The 22,804-nt window shown below is 67.8% G+C and carries 21 protein-coding genes; 17 read left to right on the forward strand and 4 right to left on the reverse strand.

Annotated features, from left to right (window positions below):
* Nucleotides 1–195 precede the first annotated feature (195 nt).
* The gene (gene yihA, locus A3AG_RS0107995; RefSeq protein WP_018004897.1) at nucleotides 196–897 is read right to left on the reverse strand and encodes a ribosome biogenesis GTP-binding protein YihA/YsxC; all 702 of its coding nucleotides are present in this window, start codon (nucleotides 895–897) and stop codon (nucleotides 196–198) included.
* A 494-nt stretch (nucleotides 898–1,391) separates the two neighbouring features.
* On the opposite strand from yihA, the gene A3AG_RS0108000 reads away from it, so the two are divergent.
* The 8 genes from A3AG_RS0108000 (at nucleotide 1,392) to msrQ (ending at nucleotide 9,589) form a co-directional block, all read left to right on the forward strand.
* On the forward strand, nucleotides 1,392–2,051 hold the full coding sequence (locus A3AG_RS0108000) for a c-type cytochrome (RefSeq protein WP_018004898.1): 660 nt from the start codon (nucleotides 1,392–1,394) through the stop codon (nucleotides 2,049–2,051).
* A gap of 186 nt (nucleotides 2,052–2,237) precedes the next feature.
* On the forward strand, nucleotides 2,238–4,445 hold the full coding sequence (locus A3AG_RS0108005; protein WP_018004899.1) for a cytochrome c biogenesis protein ResB: 2,208 nt from the start codon (nucleotides 2,238–2,240) through the stop codon (nucleotides 4,443–4,445).
* A gap of 49 nt (nucleotides 4,446–4,494) precedes the next feature.
* Complete coding sequence (ccsB, locus tag A3AG_RS0108010) at nucleotides 4,495–5,661, forward strand: c-type cytochrome biogenesis protein CcsB (RefSeq protein ID WP_085958668.1); 1,167 nt, start codon at nucleotides 4,495–4,497, stop codon at nucleotides 5,659–5,661.
* Between the two features lie 156 nt (nucleotides 5,662–5,817).
* Complete coding sequence (locus A3AG_RS0108015) at nucleotides 5,818–6,255, forward strand: COG4315 family predicted lipoprotein (protein ID WP_026164031.1); 438 nt, start codon at nucleotides 5,818–5,820, stop codon at nucleotides 6,253–6,255.
* A 58-nt stretch (nucleotides 6,256–6,313) separates the two neighbouring features.
* Nucleotides 6,314–6,853, forward strand: a complete 540-nt coding sequence (locus A3AG_RS0108020; protein WP_018004902.1) for an RNA polymerase sigma factor — start codon at nucleotides 6,314–6,316, stop codon at nucleotides 6,851–6,853.
* A complete protein-coding gene (locus A3AG_RS0108025; protein WP_018004903.1) occupies nucleotides 6,850–7,713 on the forward strand; it encodes an anti-sigma factor family protein in 864 nt (287 codons plus the stop codon). The genes A3AG_RS0108020 and A3AG_RS0108025 overlap by 4 nt, the downstream gene beginning before the upstream one ends.
* A 176-nt stretch (nucleotides 7,714–7,889) precedes the next feature.
* On the forward strand, nucleotides 7,890–8,891 hold the full coding sequence (gene msrP, locus A3AG_RS0108030) for a protein-methionine-sulfoxide reductase catalytic subunit MsrP (protein WP_018004904.1): 1,002 nt from the start codon (nucleotides 7,890–7,892) through the stop codon (nucleotides 8,889–8,891).
* 14 nt (nucleotides 8,892–8,905) lie between these two features.
* On the forward strand, nucleotides 8,906–9,589 hold the full coding sequence (gene msrQ / locus A3AG_RS0108035; protein WP_370866977.1) for a protein-methionine-sulfoxide reductase heme-binding subunit MsrQ: 684 nt from the start codon (nucleotides 8,906–8,908) through the stop codon (nucleotides 9,587–9,589).
* Nucleotides 9,590–9,616: 27 nt separating this feature from the next.
* On the opposite strand, the gene lysA is transcribed toward msrQ, so the two are convergent.
* Nucleotides 9,617–10,876: a diaminopimelate decarboxylase gene (lysA, locus tag A3AG_RS0108040; protein ID WP_026164032.1), complete on the reverse strand. Its 1,260-nt coding sequence runs from the start codon at nucleotides 10,874–10,876 to the stop codon at nucleotides 9,617–9,619.
* Nucleotides 10,877–10,878: 2 nt separating this feature from the next.
* On the reverse strand, nucleotides 10,879–11,100 hold the full coding sequence (locus A3AG_RS31500) for a hypothetical protein (RefSeq protein WP_035848178.1): 222 nt from the start codon (nucleotides 11,098–11,100) through the stop codon (nucleotides 10,879–10,881).
* A 145-nt stretch (nucleotides 11,101–11,245) separates the two neighbouring features.
* Between A3AG_RS31500 and cyaY the strand changes: the two genes are divergently transcribed.
* The gene (gene cyaY, locus A3AG_RS0108045) at nucleotides 11,246–11,581 is read left to right on the forward strand and encodes an iron donor protein CyaY (protein WP_018004906.1); all 336 of its coding nucleotides are present in this window, start codon (nucleotides 11,246–11,248) and stop codon (nucleotides 11,579–11,581) included.
* A 70-nt stretch (nucleotides 11,582–11,651) separates the two neighbouring features.
* Here cyaY and A3AG_RS0108050 read toward each other — a convergent pair whose 3' ends face one another.
* A complete protein-coding gene (locus A3AG_RS0108050; protein WP_018004907.1) occupies nucleotides 11,652–14,027 on the reverse strand; it encodes a penicillin-binding protein 1A in 2,376 nt (791 codons plus the stop codon).
* 400 nt (nucleotides 14,028–14,427) lie between these two features.
* On the opposite strand from A3AG_RS0108050, the gene pilM reads away from it, so the two are divergent.
* The 8 genes from pilM (at nucleotide 14,428) to A3AG_RS0108090 (ending at nucleotide 22,756) form a co-directional block, all read left to right on the forward strand.
* On the forward strand, nucleotides 14,428–15,498 hold the full coding sequence (pilM, locus tag A3AG_RS0108055; RefSeq protein WP_026164033.1) for a type IV pilus assembly protein PilM: 1,071 nt from the start codon (nucleotides 14,428–14,430) through the stop codon (nucleotides 15,496–15,498).
* A gap of 17 nt (nucleotides 15,499–15,515) precedes the next feature.
* Nucleotides 15,516–16,205 carry a PilN domain-containing protein gene (locus A3AG_RS0108060; protein WP_018004909.1) on the forward strand — a complete coding sequence of 230 codons (690 nt, stop codon included), beginning with the start codon at nucleotides 15,516–15,518 and terminating at the stop codon, nucleotides 16,203–16,205.
* A 2-nt stretch (nucleotides 16,206–16,207) separates the two neighbouring features.
* Nucleotides 16,208–16,879 carry a type IV pilus inner membrane component PilO gene (locus A3AG_RS0108065; RefSeq protein ID WP_018004910.1) on the forward strand — a complete coding sequence of 224 codons (672 nt, stop codon included), beginning with the start codon at nucleotides 16,208–16,210 and terminating at the stop codon, nucleotides 16,877–16,879.
* Complete coding sequence (locus tag A3AG_RS0108070; protein WP_018004911.1) at nucleotides 16,876–17,424, forward strand: pilus assembly protein PilP; 549 nt, start codon at nucleotides 16,876–16,878, stop codon at nucleotides 17,422–17,424. The genes A3AG_RS0108065 and A3AG_RS0108070 overlap by 4 nt, the downstream gene beginning before the upstream one ends.
* Nucleotides 17,421–19,556, forward strand: a complete 2,136-nt coding sequence (locus A3AG_RS0108075) for a type IV pilus secretin PilQ (RefSeq protein ID WP_018004912.1) — start codon at nucleotides 17,421–17,423, stop codon at nucleotides 19,554–19,556. The genes A3AG_RS0108070 and A3AG_RS0108075 overlap by 4 nt, the downstream gene beginning before the upstream one ends.
* A gap of 225 nt (nucleotides 19,557–19,781) precedes the next feature.
* Nucleotides 19,782–20,462 (forward strand): shikimate kinase, encoded by a 681-nt coding sequence (locus tag A3AG_RS31505; protein ID WP_370866976.1) that lies wholly within the window; start codon nucleotides 19,782–19,784, stop codon nucleotides 20,460–20,462.
* On the forward strand, nucleotides 20,459–21,565 hold the full coding sequence (gene aroB, locus A3AG_RS0108085; protein WP_018004914.1) for a 3-dehydroquinate synthase: 1,107 nt from the start codon (nucleotides 20,459–20,461) through the stop codon (nucleotides 21,563–21,565). The genes A3AG_RS31505 and aroB overlap by 4 nt, the downstream gene beginning before the upstream one ends.
* 48 nt (nucleotides 21,566–21,613) lie before the next feature.
* Entirely contained in the window at nucleotides 21,614–22,756 is a 1,143-nt protein-coding gene (locus A3AG_RS0108090; RefSeq protein WP_018004915.1) for a deoxyguanosinetriphosphate triphosphohydrolase, read from the forward strand.
* The last annotated feature ends 48 nt before the right edge of the window (nucleotides 22,757–22,804 follow it).

Consider the following 22,804-nt stretch of genomic DNA (forward strand, 5'->3'; position numbering starts at 1 on the left):
GCGTCGTGCGGCTGGCCGAAGAAAAACTAAACTTTTGTGCGTGCCCGCCATCATACTCGCGGACACTTTGCGTTGCGCGCTGCGTGGCGCGGTGTCCCCCGCTACTCCTCCCTGAGCGGGTACCCGCCTCACCGGCGGGAAAGTTTGTCCCCGTTGCTTGCGACGGGGCTTTTTTTTGCGCGCTCGCTACCAGGATCACGCGGCCGGATCGGACGCGGGCGGCACTGCGTCGGCGGCGGCGGGCGCGCGCTCGGGCTTCTGTGCTTCCGGCAGGTTCAGCCAGCCGGCGATCACGCCCTGCGCCTCCTCGATGCCGCGGCGCTTGAGGCTGGAGAACAGCTGGGCCGTCATCGGCACCGGCGTCTCCAGCTGCTCGGCGTAGCCTTGCAGCATCTTGCGCGTTTCGCGCAGGGCCTTGGCGTTTTCGCTGTTGGTGAGCTTGTCGGCCTTGGTCAGCAGCACGTGGATCGGCCGCCCGGTGGGCAGGAACCACTCGACCATCTGGCAATCGAGCTCCGTAAAAGGCCGGCGCGCGTCCATCATCAGGATCAGGCCGGCGAGCTGCTGGCGGGTCTGCACGTAATCGCTCAGCAGGCCCTGCCAGTGGTACTTGGCCGAGCCCGAGACCTCGGCATAGCCGTAGCCGGGCAGGTCGACCAGGAAGGCCAGCGGGTCGGGCGCCTTGACCGGCGCCACCGAGAAATAGTTGATGTGCTGGGTGCGTCCGGGCGTGCGCGACGAGAACGCCAGCCGCTTCTGGTTGCACAGGATGTTGATCGCCGTGGACTTGCCGGCGTTGGAACGGCCGGCGAACGCTACCTCGGGCACGGCCGTGGCGGGCAGGTCGCGCAGGTGGTTCACGGTGATGAAGAAGCGGGCCTGGTGAAGAAGGGACATGCGCTAGAGCGGTGGGGCGGGCCGCGGAGGCCGCGCAAGCGCGTGCCGGGGCCGGGGTCTCGCCAGGGTGGGATGGCTGCGGCCTGGGCCGCCCGCCGGGCTTGATCTGGCGCAGCCCGAAGCGGGCACGACAAGGCGCAAGGCATCAATCCGGCACATAACTTATTGTACAATACGCCGGTTTACGGTCTCCTGAGCGGGTGACGCGTGGCATCCATGCCGCGTGCCTCGGCTGCCGTCGTCCGGGCGGGAAGCCTAGTGTGTCGTTCCATCGTGGGCAAGGCCTTGTCCCCATTGCGCGTTGCACCGGACGGTGCGGCGGCGGCGGGCGCGGGCTGGCGGGGTCTGCCGCCACGGCCAGCGTTGCGCGGATCGGTCAGCCGCTCGCGGGTCGCCACGTTCCCAGCCTTTTGCACCGGCGCGTCCTCACCGCCGGCAAAGCGCCGGAGCGGCACGCATCACGGTATCCAAAACAATTCAGAGAAGGTGTGCGAATGAACCGCATTGCGAAGATTCTGGGTGTCCTGGCTCTGGCCGTTCCTGCCGCCGCCCTTTCCGGTCTGGCATCTGCCGCAGAGCAGGCCGCCGCGAAGGCGGACCCCGCCAAGGGTGAAACGCTGTACACGCAAGGCGCCCCCGATCGCAATGTGCCCGCCTGCCTGAGCTGCCACGGTGCCGCCGGCAACAGCGCGGCCGCCGCCAATCCCAAGCTGGCCGCGCAGCATCCCGAGTACGTCCACAAGCAACTGGCCGACTTCAAGGCCAAGACCCGCAACAACGCGATCATGGTGCCGATGGCGTCGGTGCTGACCGACGAGGAAATGCGCAACGTGGGCGCCTACCTGGCCAAGCAGTCGCTCAAGCCGGCCACCGCCAAGAACAAGGACAGCATCGAAGCCGGCCAGAAGATCTATCGTGCCGGCATCGCCGCCAAGGGCGTGCCGGCCTGTGCCGCCTGCCATGGTCCCGCCGGCGCAGGCATTCCGGCGCAGTATCCGCGCATCGGCGGCCAGTGGGCCGACTATACCGAGGCACAACTGGTGGCATTCCGCCAGGGCACCCGCAAGAACAACCCGGTCATGACGACCATCGCCGCCAAGATGTCGGATGCCGAGATCAAGGCGGTGGCGGACTACGTCGCCGGGGTTCGCTGACGATCCGGGATTCCGCGACGCTGGCGCCCGCGCGCGCCGGCGCATCGGTTGAGCGGCCGCCGCCGGCTGGCGCGGCAACATGCAACCGAACGCGCTTGTCACAATCGAAAAGGGTGGCCTGCTTGCCAAAGCATGTCCACCCTTTATTCATTTCCAGGCCGTACGCTGTTTTAGGTTTCACTGCACATGTCGACCGCTTCCACTTCAGGGCTGCACCTGAAGACCTCTCACCGCGTGCTGCGCGACGCGGTCGAATTGTTGTCCTCGATGCGCTTTGCGATCGCGCTGCTGACGGTGATCTCCATCGCCAGCGTGATCGGCACCGTGCTCAAGCAGAACGAGCCGTATCCCAACTACGTCAACCAGTTCGGGCCCTTCTGGGCCGAGGTGTTCCACACGCTGTCGCTGCAGAAGGTTTACGGGTCGTGGTGGTTCCTGCTGATCCTGGCGTTCCTGGTGGTGTCCACCAGCCTGTGCCTGGTGCGCAACGCGCCCAAGATGATCGCCGACATGCGCTCGTGGAAGGACCACGTGCGCGAGCGCAGCCTGCGCGCCTTCCACCATCGCGGCGAGTTCGACGGCGCGCGGGCGCGCCCCGAGGCCGTCGGGCGGCTGACGGCGTTGCTGCGCAACCGCGGCTACCGCGTCAAGGCGGTCGAGCATGACGGCGCCACGCTGCTGGCGGCCAAGGCCGGCGCCGCCAACAAGGCCGGCTATATCTTGGCGCACACCGCCATCGTGGTGATCTGCATCGGCGGCCTGCTCGACGGCGACCTGCTGATCCGCGCGCAGATGTGGCTGGGCGACAAGACCCCGATCCGCGGCAACGCGGTGATCAGCGAGATCCCGCCGCAGCACCGGCTGTCGGTGAACAACCCGGGCTTTCGCGGCAACGCCTACGTGCCCGAGGGCTCGACCGTCTCCACCGCCATCCTCAACATTGCCGACGGTGCGCTGGTGCAGGACCTGCCGTTTGCGATCACGCTCAAGAAGTTCAAGGTCGACTTCTACGAGACCGGCATGCCCAAGCTGTTTGCCTCGGACGTGGTCGTGACTGACCGAGCCACCGGCAAGCGCACCGAGGCCACCATCAAGGTCAACGAGCCGCTGATCGTCGACGGCATCGCCATCTACCAGTCCAGCTTCGAGGACGGCGGCTCGCGCCTGAAGTTCGTCGGCTACCCGATGCAGGGCAGCGGCCACGCCACCTTCACCATCGACGGCGCGGTGGGCGGCAACAAGCCGCTGGCCGGCACCGGCACCAGCGCGGACAGCGACGGCCTGACGGTGGAGTTCAGCGACTTCCGGCTGATGAATATCGAGAACGTCACCGATGCCTCGGGCAAGCCCGATGCGCGCGGCGTGGCGCGCAAGTCCTTCAACGAAACGCTGGACAAGCATCTCGGCGCCGCCGCCAGCACCGACCGCGCCAAGACCCTGCGCAATGTCGGCCCGTCGGTGCAGTACAAGCTGCGCGACCGCACCGGGCAGGCGCGCGAGTACAACAACTACATGGTGCCGGTGCAGATGGACGGCCAGTCGGTGTTCCTCGCCGGCATGCGCCAGTCGCCCAGCGAGCCGTTCCGCTACCTGCGCATTCCCGCCGATGACCAGGGCAGCGTGGCCGACTGGATGCGCCTGCGCGCCGCGCTGCAGGACCGCGCGCTGCGCGGCGAAGCCGCGCGCCGCTTTGCGCTGGCGTCGATGCCTGGCGACGACAAGGCCGAGCTGCGCCGGCAGCTGGCCGAAAGCGCGCTGCGCGCGCTCGACCTGTTCGCGGGGGCGACGCGCCCCACGCCGGATTCGCCGCCGGGCGGCTTCACCGCCATCGCCGCCTTCCTGGAAAAGTCCGTGCCGCCGGCCGAGCAGCAGAAGGCCGCCGACGTGTTGCTGAAGATCCTGAACGGGTCGATGTGGGAGCTGTGGCAGCTTGCGCGCGCGCAGGACCGGCTGCCGGTGGTGGCCAACAGTGCCCAGAGCGGCGCCTTCCTGCAGCAGGCGATCAATGCGCTGTCGGATAGTTTCTTCTACGGCGCACCGGTGTTCCTGCAGCTCGACGACTTCCAGGAAATCAAGGCCAGCGTGTTCCAGCTGACCCGTGCGCCGGGCAAGAACATCGTGTATCTTGGCTGTCTGCTGCTGGTGCTGGGCGTATTCGCGATGTTCTACATCCGCGAGCGTCGGGTCTGGATCTGGGTGAAAGACAAGCCCGCCGACGCGTCCGCCACGGGCCACACCGGCGACGGCGATGCCGGCAGCCATGTGCTGATGGCGATGTCGACCCAGCGCCGCACCATGGATTTCGAGAAGGAATTCACGGCGCTGCGCGAGGACATCGGCCGCGCGGCAGGGGGGCGAAGCGCCGCCCAGGCGCCCGCCGGCACTCCCCACTGAATCGAGCAGGTACGCTATGTCTTCTGATGTGAACCAGGCCGGCCCCGCCATGCGCGGCGTCACGCGCGCCGAATCCGGTGCCGACGAGGCCTACCTCGAACCTTCCTTCCTGCGCCGCCTGAGCTGGGTGGACTGGCTGTTCGCGCTCGCGCTTGCCGCCGGCGCCGGCGTGGCGCTGGCGCAATACGGACAGTGGATGGACGGCTACGACAAGGCCGTGCTGATCGGCGCCGTGCCCACTTTCGCGCTGCTGGGCTGGCACTGGAAGCCGGTGCGGCTGCTGATGGTGGCACTGGCAGTGCTGTCGCTGTTTGCGATCCAGCTCTACCAGGGCCAGCTCGCGCGCGCCGACCAGGCCTTCTTCCTCAAGTATTTCCTGTCGAGCCAGTCGGCCATCCTGTGGATGAGCGCACTGGTGTTCCTGTCGACGCTGTTCTACTGGGTCGGGCTGGCCACGCGCTCGGGCACCGGCTACAGCCTCGGCAGCAAGCTGTGCTGGGGCGCGGTGGTGCTGGGCTTCACCGGCATGCTGGTGCGCTGGTACGAGTCCTACCTGCTCGGCACCGACATCGGCCACATCCCGATCTCGAACCTGTACGAAGTCTTCGTGCTGTTCACGCTGATCACCTCGCTGTTCTACCTGTACTACGAAGGCCGTTACGCCACGCGCGCGCTGGGCCCGTTCGTCATGCTGGTGGTTTCGGCCGCGGTGGGCTTCCTGCTGTGGTACACGGTCAGCCGCAATGCGCAGGAGATCCAGCCGCTGGTGCCCGCGCTGCAAAGCTGGTGGATGAAGATCCACGTGCCGGCCAACTTTATCGGCTACGGCACCTTTGCGCTGGCGGCGATGGTCGCGGTGGCCTACCTGCTCAAGCAGCGCGGCATCCTGGCCGAGCGCCTGCCGTCGCTGGAGCTGCTCGACGACGTGATGTACAAGGCGATCGCGGTCGGTTTCGCCTTCTTCACCATCGCCACCATCCTCGGCGCGCTGTGGGCGGCCGAGGCCTGGGGCGGCTACTGGAGCTGGGACCCGAAGGAAACCTGGGCGCTGATCGTGTGGCTGAACTATGCAGCGTGGCTGCATATGCGGCTGATGAAGGGGCTGCGCGGCACGGTGGCGGCCTGGTGGGCGCTGGTGGGCCTGCTGGTGACGACCTTTGCCTTCCTCGGCGTGAACATGTTCCTGTCAGGGCTGCACAGCTACGGCGAACTCTGACGCGCATGCTGCAATGCAAAAGACCTGCCTTCGGGCAGGTTTTTTTTCGACTTTTTTCAATTTTTTTGGCCGCTGCGGGAATAAAGAGATCACATCCAGTGTTTACTGGAGGGACGGTGCCGGCTGGCGGCACCGAATTGCATGGAGAACAAGATCATGGCAAGTCTGCGTCGTAACGCTGCTGCATCCCTGGTTCGTCCCGGCGCGCTCGCGCTCGGCTGCGCGGCTGTCCTGCTCGCCGGTTGTGCCGGCATGGGCATGGGCGGCGGCAGCGCCGGCAATCTGCCGCCCACGGTGAAAGTGACCAATGGCGTGCTGACCGATCCGCAGGGCCTGACGCTGTACACCTTTGACCGCGACACCGCCGGCAGCGGCAAGAGCGCCTGCAACGGCCCCTGCGCCACCAACTGGCCGCCGCTGATGGCGGCCCCGGGCACCAGCGGTTCCGGCCAGTACACCATCATCACGCGCGATGACGGCAGCAAGCAGTGGGCCTACCGCGGCCAGCCGCTGTACCGCTTCGCCAAGGACGCCAAGCCGGGCGACCGCACCGGCGACAACGTCAACAACGTCTGGCACGTGGCCAAGCCCTGACGCGGCGGCAGCCACCCCAAGGCACAACAGCCACGACAGCCACAACAGCCACAACAGCATGGATGGGTTTGACGGCCAGCTCGTTGCGCTGGCGCCGCGACTGCGGCGCCATGCGCGCGGCCTCACCGGCGATGCGGCGCTGGCCGACGACCTGGTGCAGGACACGCTCGAGCGCGCGCTGCGCTACCGCTGGCGCTTCCGCCTGCGCCCCGGCGCCTGGTGGGGCGACGGCGCCGATGGCCTGCTGCCGTGGCTGCTGACACTGATGCACCGCCTGCGCCTGAACGCCTTGCGCCGCAAGGACCTGGTGGTGGCCACCGATACCCTGCCCGAGGTCAGCGGCCCCGCCGAAGACCCGGGACTGCGGCGTGACCTGTCGCAGGCACTGGCGCAACTGCCCGAGCCGCAGCGCGCCGTGCTGCTGCTGGTCAGCCTGGAACAACTGACCTACGCCGAGGCCGCGCGCGTGCTCGACATCCCGCCAGGCACGGTGATGTCGCGGCTGGCGCGGGCGCGCGAACAGATGCGGCGGCTGCTTGACGGCGCGGCGCCGAATCGAACTGCCACGGCCGCCAATGCGCTGCAACGGGTGAAATGATGCCGGGCATCCAGGAAGCCGATCTCCACGCCTATGCCGACGGCCAGCTGGCCGGCGCGCGCCGCGCCGCCGTCGAAGCCTACCTGGCGCAGCATCCCGACGCGGCGGCACAAGTGGCCGCCTGGCGCCGGCAGGCCGAGGCGCTGCACGGCGCGCTCGACCCCGTACTCAATGAACCGGTGCCCCTGGCGGCCCTGCCGCCGGGTTTGCACGGCGACCGGGGCCGCAACCGCGGCCGCGATGGCAGGCGTGATGGCGCCCGCCCGTGGCCGCGCTGGGCCATGGGCGTGGCGGCCACGTGCGCGTCGGTCGCGCTGCTGGCCGTGGGCGGTACGCTGGGCTGGCTGGCGCACGGCCGTCTTGGCGGCGGCACGCTGGTGCTCGCGCCCGGCGAGCGCTTTGCGCGCGAGGCGCTCGCCACCCACGCGGTCTACGCCCCGGAGATGCGCCACCCGGTGGAAGTCGCCGCGACCGAAGAGGCCCACCTGGTCGCCTGGCTGTCCCGGCGCCTGGGCACCGCGCTGCAGGTGCCCGACCTGCGTGCGCAGGGCTTCCACCTGATCGGCGGCCGGCTGGGCGTGGCCGAGGGCGGCCCGTCGGCGATCCTGATGTATGAAGCCGACGACGGCACGCGCCTGTCGCTGCAGTTGCGGCGCATGGCGCAGGGCACGCCCGATACCGGCTTCCGCGTCGAGCGCATGACGGGCGAGGGCGCGCGCCGGCGCGCGCCGGGTCGCGACCCGATGATGGCGTTCTACTGGATCGACCGCGACCTGGGCTTTGCGCTGGCGGGGCCGCTGGAACGCGCCCGGCTGCTGACGCTGGCGCAGGTGGTGTATCAGCAATACCAGGGCGGATAACGACCCCGCGCCGCACTTGCGGCACATGGCAGGCGCAGGCGCCTGCAGGCTCGCTTTCGACGTCATTGCAAAAAATCTGTCAGGACTGGCCCGCACTCCACGACCAAGCCCGGAGTCCAATCCTGCAAGCACGCGGCGCCGCCGGCGCCGGCACGACCAGGCAATCGAGGAAAACCATGCTGATTCCTTCCCCCAAATGGCTGCGCGGCGGCGACATTGCCGCCAGCGAGATCACGCCGCGCCATGTCTTCGCAGCGCGCCGCCGCATGCTGGCGCTCGCTGCCGCCGGTGCCGCCGGCGGCACGCTGGCGCCGTGGTTCACGCGCCAGGCCTTCGCCCAGGGTCAGCATGGCGCCCGGCTGCCCGCCGCGCCCAACAACGCCTACGTCATCACCGAGAAGCGCACGCCGTACGAAGAGGTGACCACCTACAACAACTTCTACGAGTTCGGCACTGACAAGTCCGACCCGGCGCGCCATGCCGGCACGCTGCGTCCGCGTCCGTGGCAGGTGGCGGTCGAAGGGCTGGTGAAGAAGCCGAAGGTCTATGACCTGGACGAGCTGACCAGGCTGGCGCCGATGGAGGAGCGCGTCTACCGGCTGCGCTGCGTCGAGGGCTGGTCGATGGTGATCCCCTGGATCGGCTATCCGCTGGCCGAGCTGATCCGCCGCGTCGAGCCGCAGCCGGGCGCGAAGTATGTGCAGTTCATCACGCTGGCCGACAGGAAGCAGATGCCCGGCCTCAGCAGCGGCGTGCTCGACTGGCCGTACAGCGAGGGCCTGCGCATGGACGAGGCCATGCATCCGCTGGCGCTGCTGACCTTCGGCCTGTACGGCGAGGTGCTGCCCAACCAGAACGGCGCGCCGGTGCGCATGGTGGTGCCGTGGAAATACGGCTTCAAGAGCGCCAAGTCGATCGTGAAGATCCGCTTCGTCGACAAGCAGCCGCCGACCAGCTGGAACCTGGCCGCGCCGCAGGAATACGGCTTCTACTCGAACGTGAACCCGGATGTCGACCATCCGCGCTGGAGCCAGGCCACCGAGCGCCGCATCGGCGAAGAGCGTGGCAGCGGTTTCGGCGCGCTGTTCGCGCCCAAGCGCAAGACGCTGCCGTTCAACGGTTATGCCCAGCAGGTGGCGGCGCTGTACCAGGGCATGGACCTGAAGAAATTCTTCTGATGCAAGGCGAGCGCATGGCTACCTCTTCTCCCGCGGCCACGGCGGCGGCCCGCAAGCCGGCCGGCCTGGCCACGCTGTCGCCGCAACGGGTGCGCGCGCTCAAGCTGGCGATCTGGGTGTTGGCGCTGCTGCCGTTCGTGCGCCTGCTGTACCTGGGCGCCACCGGGCAGTTCGGCGCCAACCCGCTTGAATTCGTGACACGCTCGACCGGCACCTGGACCCTGGTGATGCTGTGCCTGACGCTGGCGATCACGCCGCTGCGCCGCCTCACCGGCTGGAACTGGCTGATCCGGATGCGGCGCATGCTGGGCCTGTTCGCGTTCTTCTATGGCCTGCAGCACTTCCTGCTGTGGATCGGCGTGGACCGCGGCTTCGACTTCGCCTACATGATCAAGGACGTGTACAAGCGGCCCTTCATCACGGTCGGTTTTACCGCGTTCATGCTGATGGTGCCGCTGGCGCTGACCTCGACCAACGGCATGGTGCGGCGCCTGGGCGGCAAGCGCTGGCAGGCGCTGCATCGGCTGGTCTATGCCATCGCGGTGCTGGCCATCCTGCACTACTGGTGGCACAAGGCAGGCAAGAACGACTTCGGCGAAGTCTCGATCTACGCCGCGGTGGTGTTCGTGCTGCTGGGGATGCGGGTGTGGTGGCGGCTGCGCAAGCCGGCCGCGGTGACGCGCCAGCCCGCCGCATAAGACGCGGCGGGCCGGGTTTGCGGGGACTCAGTCCTGCAGCAGGCGCTCGTCGCGGAACAGGTCTTCGACCAGTTCGCGCTCGCGCACCAGGTGCACCTTGCTGCCGTCGACCATCACTTCGGCGGCGCGCGGGCGCGTGTTGTAGTTGGAACTCATGGTGAAGCCGTAGGCGCCGGCCGACATCACCGCCAGCAGGTCACCGGGCTGCACCGCCAGCGCGCGGTCGCGGCCCAGCCAGTCACCGGATTCGCACACCGGGCCGACGATGTCGTAGGTCACGGCCGCGCCGTCGCGCTGCGCCACCGGCTCGATGCGGTGATAGGCCTCGTACATGGCCGGGCGCGCCAGGTCGTTCATGGCGGCGTCGACGATGCAGAAGTTCTTGGCCGCTCCCGGCTTGAGGAATTCCACCTGCGTCAGCAGCACGCCGGCGTTGCCCACCAGCGAGCGGCCCGGCTCGAACAGCACCTCGCGGTGGCCGTGGCCGCGCGCGGCGACGCGCTCCAGCAGCGTGGTGGCGAAGCCGGTGATGTCCGGCGGGGTCTCGTCGGTGTAGGTAATGCCCAGGCCGCCGCCCACGTCGATGTGTTCCAGGCTGATGCCTTCGCGCTCGAGCGCCTCGACCACGTCCAGCACCTTGTCCAGCGCTTCCAGGTAGGGCTCGACCTCGGTGATCTGCGAACCGATATGGCAGTCGATGCCGGTCACCGCCAGGTGCGGCAGCGCGGCGGCGGCGCGGTAGGTCGGCAGCACGTCTTCGAAGGCGATGCCGAACTTGTTGCCCTTCAGGCCGGTGGAGATATAGGGATGGGTCCTGGCGTCGACGTCGGGGTTGATGCGCAGCGACACGCGCGCGCGCTTGCCGACGCGGCCGGCCACTTCGTTGAGGCGGTCCAGTTCGGGGATCGACTCGACGTTGAAGCAGCGCACGTCCTGCGCCAGCGCCAGTTCCATTTCGGCCGCGCTCTTGCCCACGCCCGAGAACACCACCTTGCGCGGATCGCCGCCGGCGGCCAGCACGCGCTTGAGCTCGCCGCCCGAGACGATGTCGAAGCCCGCGCCCAGGCGGGCGAACACCTGCAGCACCGCCAGGTTGGAGTTGGCCTTCATCGCGTACTGCACCTGCGCCTTGCGGCCCGCGCACGCGGCGGCGTAGGCCTGGTACGCGGCGGTCAGCGCCGCGCGCGAATAGACGTAGGTGGGCGTGCCGAACTCGGCGGCGATGCGCGCCAGCGGCACTTGCTCGACGGCAAGCGCGCCGTCCTGGCGGTGAAAGAATGCGGTCATGGTTATCGGGTGGTGGGGGCGGCGGGGGACGATGCCGGTGCCGGCGTGGCGGGTGCGGGCGGCACGGCATCGGCACGGCCCAGGCCCGGATCCGGCACGGTCGGCGGGGTCGGCTCGGGCGGCACCTTGGGCAGGGTCAGCGGCCCGCGGATACCGCATCCGCCCAGCAGGGGCATCGCAAGGGCGGCGGCAAACGCCGATACAATCGCAACACGACGCAGCATCGGGTCGTCCTTTTGGCTTGTTGGCAAGGCGTTGGATGGCCCGGCGCGCTGGCCGGCCATCCGGAGGATTCTTAACAAAAAAAGCCGTTCGCGCCACGTACGCCCGGTTCGGGCAGCGGCGGCAACGGCGGTCTCGGAGTTTAGCATGCCCCCCTTGAGCGAAAGCGAGTTCCTGGCCCTGGCCACGCGCGAGCTGGACCGCATCGAAGCCGCGGTCGAGGCGGCCGCCGACGCGGCCGACGCCGACATTGAAATCAGCCGCACCGGCAACGTGATGGAACTGGAATTCGAGAACGGTTCCAAGATCATCATCAACAGCCAGGCGCCGATGCAGGAACTGTGGGTGGCCGCGCGCGCGGGCGGTTTCCACTTCCGCCGCGAGGGCGAGCGCTGGGTCGATACGCGCAACGGCGGCGAGCTGTACATGGCGCTGTCGGGTTATGTCAGCGAGCAGGCGGGCGCCAGCCTCAGCCTGCACTGACGCCAGGCCCCCAAAGCCCAAAAAGAAAAGCCGGCCTGGCGGCCGGCTTTCTGCTGTCTGGCGAGCGCGCTCAGGCGCCGCCGAACATCTCCAGGATCTTGCGTTTCTCGGACTCGGTATCGACCGACGGGGTCGTGGATTCTTCCGGCTTGCCCGGCCACGGATCGCCCAGGCCCACCGACGCCACGCCGGCGCCGCCGGCATTCTCTTCGAAGGTCCAGTCGCCGCCCACCATCAGCACGCCTTCGGGCGCGGGCCGTTCCGGAGACTCCGGCACGCCCTTGAGCGCCTTGCTCATGTAGCCGACCCAGATCGGCAGCGCCAGTCCGCCGCCGGTTTCGCGCACGCCCAGGCTCTTGGGCTGGTCATAGCCCATCCAGGCGATCGCCACCAGGTTGGGGGTGTAGCCGGCGAACCAGGCGTCGACCGCGTCGTTGGTGGTGCCGGTCTTGCCGGCCAGGTCGTTGCGGCCCAGGCGCTGCTTGGCGCTGTTGGCGGTGCCGTAGCGCACCACGTCGCGCAGCATGGTGTCGGCGATAAAGGCCGTGCGGGCGTCGAGCACGCGCACGGCGTCGCTGCCGGCGCGCTGCGGATGGGTTTCGGAGATCACGTTGCCGCGCGCGTCGACCACCTTCTGGATCAGGTAGGGGTTGACGCGGTAGCCGCCGTTGGCGAACACCGAGTAGGCGCCGGCCATCTGCAGCGGCGTCACCGCGCCGGAGCCCAGCGCCATCGGCAGGTAGGCGGGGTGCTTGTCGGCCTCGAAGCCGAAGCGGGTGATGTAGTCCTGGGCGTACTGCGTGCCGATCGCGCGCAGGATCCGCACCGAGACCAGGTTCTTGGACTTGGCCAGCGCGCGGCGCATGGTCATCGGGCCCTCGAAGCGGCCGTCGTAGTTCTTCGGTTCCCACACCTGGCCGCCGGTATCGGGACCGATCGTCAGCGGCGCATCGTTGATCACGGTGGCCGGCGAGAAGCCCTTTTCCAGCGCCGCCGAGTAGATGAACGGCTTGAAGCTGGAGCCGGGCTGGCGCCAGGCCTGGGTCACGTGGTTGAACTTGTTGCGGTTGAAGTCGAAGCCGCCCACCATCGAGCGGATCTCGCCATCCTGCGGATTGATCGACACGAACGCCGCGGCCACTTCCGGCAGCTGCGTCACCGCCCAGTTGTTCTTCTCGTCCTGCGTCACGCGGATCACCGCGCCCGGGCGCATCTTCATCTTGGGCTGCGCGTTGGCCGACAAGGACGGCGAGATAAAGCGCAGCGCCGCGCCTTCGATGGTCGCGACTTCGCCGGACAGCAGCGTCGCCTTGACTTGCTTGGGCGACACGCTGGTGACCACCGCCGAGCGCAGGTCGCCGCTGCCCGGGTGCTCGACCAGCGCATCGTCGATGGCCTGCTCGCGTTCGGCAGGGTCCGACGGCAGGTCGATGAAGGCTTCGGGACCGCGGTAGCCGTGCTTGCGCTCGTAGTTCATGATGCCGGTGCGCACGGCTTCATAGGCGGCGTCCTGGTCGGTCTTGGTCAGCGTGGTGTAGACCGTCAGGCCGCGCGTGTAGGTTTCCTCGCGGTATTGCGCGTACATCAGCTGGCGCACGATCTCGGCCACGTATTCGGCGTGCGTGGAAAATTCGTTGCCCTCGGTGCGCACCTTCAGCTGGGCCTGCACGGCCTCGTCGTACTGTTCGGGCGTGATGTAGCGCAGGTCGCGCATGCGCTGCAGGATGTATTCCTGGCGCACCTTGGCCCGGCGCGGGTTGACCACCGGGTTGTACGCCGACGGTGCCTTCGGCAGCCCGGCCAGCATCGCCGCCTCGGCCGGCGTCACATCGCGCACCGACTTGCCGAAGTACACGCGCGCGGCGCTGTCGAAGCCGTAGGCGCGCTGGCCCAGGTAGATCTGGTTCATGTACAGCTCGAGGATCTGGTCCTTGCTCAGGTTGGCCTCGATCTTGTACGCCAGCAGCATCTCGTAGATCTTGCGGGTGTAGGTCTTTTCGCTGGACAGGAAGAAGTTGCGCGCCACCTGCATGGTGATGGTGGAGGCGCCCTGCGACAGCCCGCCGCGCAGGTTGGCCAGGCCGGCACGCATCACGCCGACGAAGTCGACGCCGCCATGCTCGTAGAAGCGATCGTCCTCGATCGCCAGCACGGCCTTTTTCATCACGTCCGGGATTTCGGCGATGGGCACGAAGTTGCGCCGCTCTTCGCCGAATTCACCGATCAGCACATTGTCCGCGGTGTAGATCCGCAGCGGAATCTTGGGCCGGTAGTCGGTGATGGTGTCCAGCGATGGCAGGTTGGGGGCGGCCACCAGCAGCGCGTATCCCAGCAGCAGCGCAATCACGACGGCACCGGCGACAACCAGTCCCACCGCCCAGAACATGAGCCGCGTCCAGATCGAACGGCGGGCAGGGTGGGGCGGCTTGTGTTGTGCTGTGGCCATAAGGGAAATACCTAGTCAGGGGTGCTCGCGATTATATCTTCCGGCATCGGCCCGCCCGGGCGCACAGTGGCGGGGGCGCCGCTATCGCGCTGTTACAAGATGTAAGACCGCGGATGCCGGCGTGCAGGGCGACGTTGGCCGTGACTACGGGGGGAAGCGCGCGGCACAGGCAGGCATGGAAGGGAACCCGACGACCGTGGGGTTTTGGCAACGGATTGGTGAGGGCCTTCTCAAAAACAAGTTTGGCCCAGTTCGGCACGTTGCCACCGATGCCGGATTTTGTGAGAATCGGCCAACATAAAAAGCACACGTTTCATTCAAGAAACTAGGCTCGCCCGATTAGAGCGTTCAAGCCAGGGGCGAGTTCAAAAGTCAGGGGGTCACCTTGCGTCGGGGCATTCTGTCGGGGCTTCTGCGCCGGACTACGGTCGGCGTGGATATCGGGTCATCCAGTGTCAAGGTAGTCGAGCTCTCCGTCGGGGGCAGCAGGCAAGACTACCGGCTGGAAAAATGCGCCAGCGAACTGCTGGACCGCAATGCCGTTGCCGATGGCAACGTCATCAATATCGAGGCAGTCGGGATCGCGCTCAGGCGCGCGCTCGGCAAGGCCGGCATCCGCTCCAGGGAGGTGGTGCTGGGCGTGCCCTCGATGCTGACCGAATCGCAGACGGTCAGCCTGCCGGACAACCTGTCCGAAGACGAACTCTATTCCCAGGTCGAATCCGAGGCGCACCGGCTCTATCCGCCGTCGCAGGCGGTCAACTTCGACTTTGCCGTGATTGGCCCCAGCGAGACCGAGGGCGGCATCGGCGTGCGCGTCACCGCCGCCAACAGCGATCGCGTGCAGGAGCGCGTGACCGCGGCCGAAATGGCCGGCCTCAAGCCGCAGGTGATGGATGTCGAGGAATACGCGGTGCAGCGCTCGATCGTGCAGATGCTGGGCGTGCCGCAGGAGATGTCCGAAGCCGACGCGCGCGCGCTGCCGGTGGTGGCGGTGGTCCACCTGGGCGGCAGCCGCTCCAAGGCTATCTTCTACCAGGGCTGGAAAGAACTCTACGAACAGCCGCTGAACAGCTACGGCGACCAGCTCACGCAAAGCGCGGCGCGCATGTTCACGCTTGACGCGCTCAAGGCCGAGATCAAGAAGCGCAAGAACACGCTGCCCGAAGCCTGGCGCGCGCAGCTGCTCAAGCCCTCGCTCGATGCCCTGGCCATGGAAGTGCAGTCCGCCATCGGCAACTTCATCGCCAGTTCCAGCCTGGGACGGGTCGACGAGATCCTGCTGTCCGGCGGGCATGCATCGTTGTTCGGCGTGCAGGCAGCGATCCAGCACCAGACCAAAATCACCACCACGCTGGCGAATCCGTTCGCCAACATGGCGACCAACGCCAAGGTCAATGAGCGCTACCTGCAGCGCGACCTGCCGGCCTATATCGTCAGTGTCGGGCTGGCCCTGCGCGGCCTGCAATAACGCACCGGAGGCACGAGATGTCAACCAACACACTGCCTTCGGTCAACCTGCTGCCCTACCATGAAGCCCGCAAGGCGGCGCGGCGCAAGAAGGTCTACACCATGCTGGGCGCAGCGGCAGCCGCCGGCGCGGCCGTGGTGCTGCTGGGTGGCGTCTATATCGACGGTCGCATCGCGTCCGTGGTGGCGCTGAACCAGGTGCTGAGCGCGGAAAACGCCAGGCTCGACGGGCAGATCCGCGAAGTCAACACGCTGAAGAAAGACATCGACGCGCTGCTGCAGCGCCAGAAGGCGGTCGAAAGCCTGCAGACCGAGCGCAACCGCCCGGTGCAGCTGCTCGAAGAACTGGTGCGGCAGGTGCCCGAAGGCGTCTACCTGACCAGCCTGAAGCAGGCCGGCGAGGCCTTCACCATCGCCGGCGTGGCGCAGTCCAACGAACGCATTTCCGAGCTGCTGCGCAACCTGGGCGAGGTGCCCTGGCTCGACAAGGCCGAGCTGGTCGAGTCCAAGGCGGTCACCATGACTAACAACCTGCGCGAGCAGCGCCGGCTGTTCGATTTTTCGATGCGCTTCGCGTACCGCGCGCCGGAGGCCCCGGCCGACGGCAAGAAGGCCGCCGCGGGCGCTTCGGCGCCAGCCGCCGCACCTGCAACCGCACCTGCAGCCGCACCTGCAGCCGCACCCGCCCCCGCGGCCGGAAAGGCCTGACCATGGCGCTCAATACCGAAATCAACCTGGCTGACCTGACCAGCCAGTTCCGCGGGCTCAACCTGAACGAGCCGGAGACCTGGCCGGCCGCGCCACGCGTTCTGTTCGCGATCCTGGCCGCGGCGGTGGTGCTGCTGCTGGGCTGGCAGTTCTACTGGAGCGCAAAGTTCGACGAGCTCGAGCGCCAGCGTCAGGAGCAGGAAAGCCTGAAGCAGGCGTTCCAGTCCAAGGTGGCGCAGGTAGCCAACCTCGACGCGCTGCGCGCGCAGAAAAAGCAGGTCGAGCAGCGCGTGGCGCTGCTGGAGCGACAGTTGCCGAACAAGACGGAAATGGACGCGCTGCTGGCCGATGTCAACCATGCCGGCGTCGCGCGTGGGTTGCAGTTCGAGCTGTTCAAGCCGCAGGCGGCGGTGATCAAGCCCTACTTTGCCGAGATCCCGGTGAACCTGCGCGTGACCGGGCGCTATCACGAGGTGGCGCAGTTCAACGCCGATGTCGCGGCGCTGTCGCGGATCGTGTCGATGCAGAACCTGCAGCTGGCCAATACCAAGGATGGCGGGCTGTCGATGGAGGCGGTGGCGATGGCCTACCGCGCGCTCGACGCCGAAGAACAGGCGGCGCAACGCAAGGCCGCCGCGGCCGCGGCCGCGGCCAAGGCAGGAGGCGCGAAATGAGCCGCACCGTTCGAACCCGCGCCCTGGCATGGACCGCGTCGCGGCGCACGCTGGCGGCGGCGCTGGCGCTCGGCCTGCTGGGCGCCTGCGGCGCCAGCGATGAGGACGCGCTGCGCCAGTGGATGGACGCCACCCGCAGCGCGCGTGCCAAGCCGCCCGAGCCGGTGCCCGACGCCCGGCCCTACGTGCCGCGCGAATATGCCGCGGCCAGTGCGCCCGAGCCGTTCGCGCAGGCCAAGATCGGCGAACTGAACAAGACCCTGGCCGATTCGCCCGAAGCCGGCCGGCGCCGCGAGCCGCTGGAGGACTATCCGCTCGAAAACTTCAAAATGCTCGGGATGATGAAGAAGCAGGGGGAAACCTTCGGCATCGTCCGTGTTGATAACAAGGTCCACCATGTGAAGGTGGGTCAGTATCTCGGCCAGAGCTATGGCCGGGTGGTCCGCATCACCGATCAGGAGATCGTGCTGCGCGAATTGGTCCGGGAGGGGGTATCCGAGTGGAAAGAGAAAATGACCAGCCTGAAGCTGGACGCGGCGGCATGACCCCCGCGCGCTGGTATCGTGCGCGTGCGGGCGCCGTGATGAGGACCATGGCCACGGCGCTGGCGCTATGGCTTGCGCTCGCCGCACCGCAGGCGCTGGCTCAGGGCAACCGCATCAAGTCGGTGGACGTCAGCACGACCGGAGAGCAGACCGTGCTGGTGGTCGAGCTGGAACGGCCGCTGGCGCAGAAGCCGGCCGATTTCACCACGCAGAACCCGGCGCGGCTCGCGATCGATTTCTTCGATACCGGCTTTGCCGAGCGGCGCGCGCAATATGAATACGGCGGCAAGCTGGTCAAGGCCGCCAATGTGATGCAGATCGGCGACCGCACGCGCGTGATCCTCGACCTGACGCGCAGCGCCACCTATCGCACCGACCAGCGCGGCAATGTCTTCGTGGTGTCGCTGGATAACGTGGCGCCGGCGGCCAAGAACGCCGCGCCGACCTTCGCCCCGGCCGCGACCGCGCCTGGCGCCGCGGCGGGGCGGCCGTCGGTGCGCGGTATCGACTTCCGCCGGGGCGCCGATGGCGCCGGGCGCGTGGTGGTCGACCTGTCCTCGCGCGAGTCGGGCATCAATATCGCGCAACAGGGCAAGAACGTGGTGGTCGATTTCCTCGGCACCACGCTGCCTGAGAACCTGCGGCGGCACTACGACGTCAGCGACTATGGCTCGCCGGTGCAGGGCATGCGCGCCTCCGACGCCAACGGCAACGCGCGCCTGACCATCGAGCCGCGCGGCAACTGGGAATACAGCTCGTACCAGACCGACACCCAGTTCGTGGTCGAGGTCCGGCCGGTCAAGGAGGATCCGACCAAGCTGATCAGCGGCCCCGGCTACCGCGGCGAACGCCTGTCGCTGAACTTCCAGAACATCGACATCCGCTCGCTGCTGCAGGTGTTCGCCGACTTCACCAACCTGAACATAATCACCAGCGAAAGCGTGCAGGGCAACATCACGCTGCGGCTCAAGGACGTGCCGTGGGACCAGGCGCTGCAGATCGTGATGGATGCCAAGGGGCTGGCGTCGCGCCGCAACGGCAATGTGCTGTGGGTTGCGCCCAAGGCGGAGCTGCAGACCAAGGAGAAGCTGGAGCTCGAGTCGCAGCAGCAGATCAATGACCTCGAGCCGATTCGCAGCCAGGTGTTCCAGCTCAATTACCAGCGCGCCGAGGACGTGCGCCGGATGCTGCTGGGCATGGGCGCCGGCGGCGGCGCGGCCGCCCCCATCGGCGGCGCCGGGGCGGCGGGCGCCAGCACGCGCATGCTGTCCAGGCGCGGCTCGCTGACCGCCGATGCGCGCACCAACCAGCTCTTTGTGTCGGACATCGCCTCCAAGCTGGAAGAGGTGCAGAGCTTTATCGGCAAGATCGACATCCCGGTGCGCCAGGTCATCATCGAGGCGCGCATCGTCGAGGCCACCGATACCTTCAGCCGCAACCTGGGCGTGAAGCTGGGCTTTGCCGGGCAGTACAACAATGCCCGCGTCGGCAACACCTACAACAACGTGCTGCCGGGAGCGACCTCCGACAACGGCCCGTTCCTGAGCCTGCCGGCCGGTTCCATCAACGGCACCAACCCGGCCAATATCGCGGTGAGCCTGTTCAACAGCGCCGCCACGCGCTTCCTGGCGCTGGAACTGTCGGCGCTGGAGGCGGACGGCAAGGGCAAGATCATCTCCAGTCCGCGCGTGGTCACGGCCAACAACATCAAGGCGCTGATCGAGCAGGGCACCGAACTGCCTTACCAGGCCGCCACTTCGAGCGGCGCCACCTCGGTGCAGTTCCGCAAGGCCAACCTGAAGCTCGAGGTGACACCGCAGATCACGCCCGAAGGCAATGTGCTGCTCGACGTCGACGTGAACAAGGACAGCGTCGGCATCCAGACCACCTCGGGCTTTGCCATCGACACCAAGCACGTGCAGACCCAGGTGCTGGTCGAGAACGGCGGCACCGTGGTGATCGGCGGCATCTACACCCAGACCGAGTCCACCGATGTCGACAAGGTGCCGCTGCTGGGCGATATCCCGGTGCTGGGCTACCTGTTCAAGAACAACGCCAAGGTCCGCAACCGGACCGAACTGCTGGTGTTCCTGACCCCGCGCATCCTGAACGAAAGCGTGTCGCTCAGGTAGGGCCGGGGCGCCGGATACAGTAGACTGGCAGGCCGCATCGACCGATGCGGCCTTTTTTTGCGCCGTGCGCCACAGCCGCCGGGCGCGCCGGCATGCACGCGCAGCGGCGAGAAATGCGGTCTATGCCGCATTCGGCACTTGCCGGCCGCGCCACAACATAAGAAGATGATGCAGTTCCCAACCGGGGAGGACGGCCCGCATGCCGCGCTCCCGAACCACAGTCCCGTGACAGCCTCAGCGACAGGGCCGGCGGCGCAGCGCCAGGCGCCGGATCGGCGCGAAGCCGAACGATCCGGCGCCGAGCGCCCCGAATCCGATCGACCCAACCTCTTTTTCGTCGGCCTGATGGGCGCCGGCAAGACCACCGTGGGCCGCACGGTGGCGCGGCGCCTGCACTATCCGTTTTTCGATTCCGACCACGAGCTGGAGGCGCACTGCGGGGTGCGCATCCCGGTGATCTTCGAACTCGAGGGCGAGGCTGGCTTCCGCGACCGCGAGACCGCGATGATCCGCGAACTGGCGCAGCGCCAGGGCATCGTGCTCGCCACCGGCGGCGGCGCGGTGCTGCGCGCCGAGAACCGCGAGGTGCTGAAGGCGCGCGGCACGGTCGTCTACCTGCGCGCCAGCCCGCACGACCTGTGGCTGCGCACCCGGCACGACCGCAACCGGCCGTTGCTGCAGACCGAGGATCCCAAGGGCAAGCTCGAGGCGCTGTACGCCGAGCGCGATCCGCTCTACCGCGAAGTCGCCGATTTCATCATCGAAACCGGCAAGCCCTCGGTGGCGCAGCTTGCTAATATGGTGTTGATGCAACTTGAAATGGCCGGTTTCCGGATCGATCCCCCGCAGCCGGCGTCGGCGCCCGCGGGCGATGCCGGGCCACCGGCGCAGGACCCCAATCCATGATTACCCTTGAAGTCGACCTGGGCGAGCGCAGCTACCCCATCCACATCGGCACCGGCCTGCTCGACAACGCCGAGCTGCTGCGCCCGCACGTGCGCGGCCAGCACGCCGTCATCGTCACCAACGAAACCGTCGGGCCGCTCTATGCGGCGCGGGTCGAGGCCGCGCTGGCGTCGCTGGGCAAGACCGTGCGCACCGTCACGCTGCCGGACGGCGAGGCCTTCAAGCACTGGGAAACGCTGAACCGCATCTTCGATGCCCTGCTGCAGGCCGGCGCCGACCGCAAGACCACGCTGGTGGCGCTGGGCGGCGGCGTGGTCGGCGACATGACCGGGTTTGCCGCCGCCTGCTACATGCGCGGCGTGCCGTTCGTGCAGATGCCGACCACGCTGCTGGCGCAGGTCGATTCGTCGGTGGGCGGCAAGACCGGCATCAACCACCCCCTCGGCAAGAACATGATCGGCGCGTTCCACCAGCCCAACGCGGTGATTGCCGACATCGACACGCTGCGCACGCTGCCGCCGCGCGAACTGGCGGCGGGCATGGCCGAGGTGATCAAGCACGGCGCCATTGCCGACGCCGAGTACTTTGCCTGGATCGAGCGCAACATCCAGGCACTGAATGCCTGCGACCCGGAGCTGATGGCCGTTGCCGTGCAGCGCTCGTGCGAGATCAAGGCGGGCGTGGTGGCACAGGACGAGCGCGAGGGCGGGCTGCGTGCCATCCTCAATTTCGGCCATACCTTCGGCCACGCGATCGAGGCCGGCATGGGCTACGGCGCCTGGCTGCACGGCGAAGCGGTGGGATGCGGCATGGTGATGGCAGCGGACCTGTCGCACCGGCTCGGCTTCATCGATATCGAGACGCTGGCGCGCGTGCGCACGCTGACGCAGGCGGCGATGCTGCCGGTGGTGGCGCCGGAACTGGGCGCCGACCGCTATATCGAACTGATGAAGGTCGACAAGAAGGCCGAGGCCGGCAGCATCAAGTTCATCCTGCTGAAGAAGCTCGGCGAGGCGTTCATCACCAGCGTGCCGGACGCGGATTTGCGCGCGACGCTGGCCCACGCCGTCCTGAAACCTCCCACCGAGGCACCGGTCGCCTGACCGATCGGTTATGCCTCGCCACCCCGACCCAGCCACCGGACGCGCCGCATGACCGACTTTGAAAGCCACCTCGCCCCGTACGCCGCCCGCTCCGCGCAGACGCGCGGGCGCGTGCACGCCGAACCCGCGTCGCTGTCGCGCAGCGAATTCCAGCGCGACCGCGACCGCGTGATCCACAGCACGGCGTTCCGGCGGCTCGAGTACAAGACCCAGGTCTTCGTCAACCATGAGGGCGACCTGTTCCGCACGCGGCTGACGCACAGCCTGGAGGTGGCGCAGATCGCCCGTTCGATCGCGCGCAACCTGCGCCTGAACGAGGACCTGGTCGAGGCGATCTCGCTGGCGCACGACCTGGGCCACACGCCCTTCGGCCACGCCGGGCAGGACGCGCTGAACCAGTGCATGAAGAACCACGGCGGCTTCGAGCACAACCTGCAGAGCCTGCTGGTGGTCGACGAACTGGAAGAGCGCTACGGCGGCTTCAACGGCCTGAACCTGACCTTCGAGACGCGCGAGGGTATCCTCAAGCATTGCTCGCGCGTCAATGCCTCGGCGCTGGGCGAACTGGGCCGGCGCTTCCTGGAAGGCACGCAGCCGTCGCTGGAAGCCCAGCTGGCCAACCTCGCCGACGAGATCGCCTACAACAACCACGATATCGACGACGGCCTGCGGTCCGGGCTGCTGACGCTGGAGCAGCTCGACGAGGTGCCGATGTGGGGCCGCCACCGGGCCGAGGTGGCCGAAGCGTTCCCCGGCATCAATGGCCGCCGCGCCATCAACGAGACGGTCCGGCGCATGATCAACACGCTGATCGTCGACCTGATCGAAACCACCAGCCGCAATATCGCCGACGCCAACCCGCGCAATATCGACGCGGTGCGGGCCGCCGGCCCGCTGGTCGGCTTCAGTGCGCAGATCCACGAGGAAGCCGCCGCGCTCAAGCGCTTTCTGTTCCGCCACCTGTACCGGCACTATCTGGTGATGCGGATGTCCGCCAAGGCCCAGCGCATCGTCGGCGACCTGTTCCAGGCCTTCATGTCCGATCCGCGCCTGCTGCCGCCGCAGTACCAGGCCAGCCATGGCGGCGACCAGTCGCGCCTGATCGCGCATTACATTGCCGGCATGACCGACCGCTACGCCATTCGCGAGCATCGACGCATCTTCGCGGTCAGCGAGGGCACCGCGCCCTGAAAATTAGGGACGGATCAGGCTATGATGCGGGGATCGCAGCCCGCACGA

Source organism: Cupriavidus neocaledonicus (assembly GCF_000372525.1).
GTDB classification, from domain to species: domain Bacteria; phylum Pseudomonadota; class Gammaproteobacteria; order Burkholderiales; family Burkholderiaceae; genus Cupriavidus; species Cupriavidus neocaledonicus.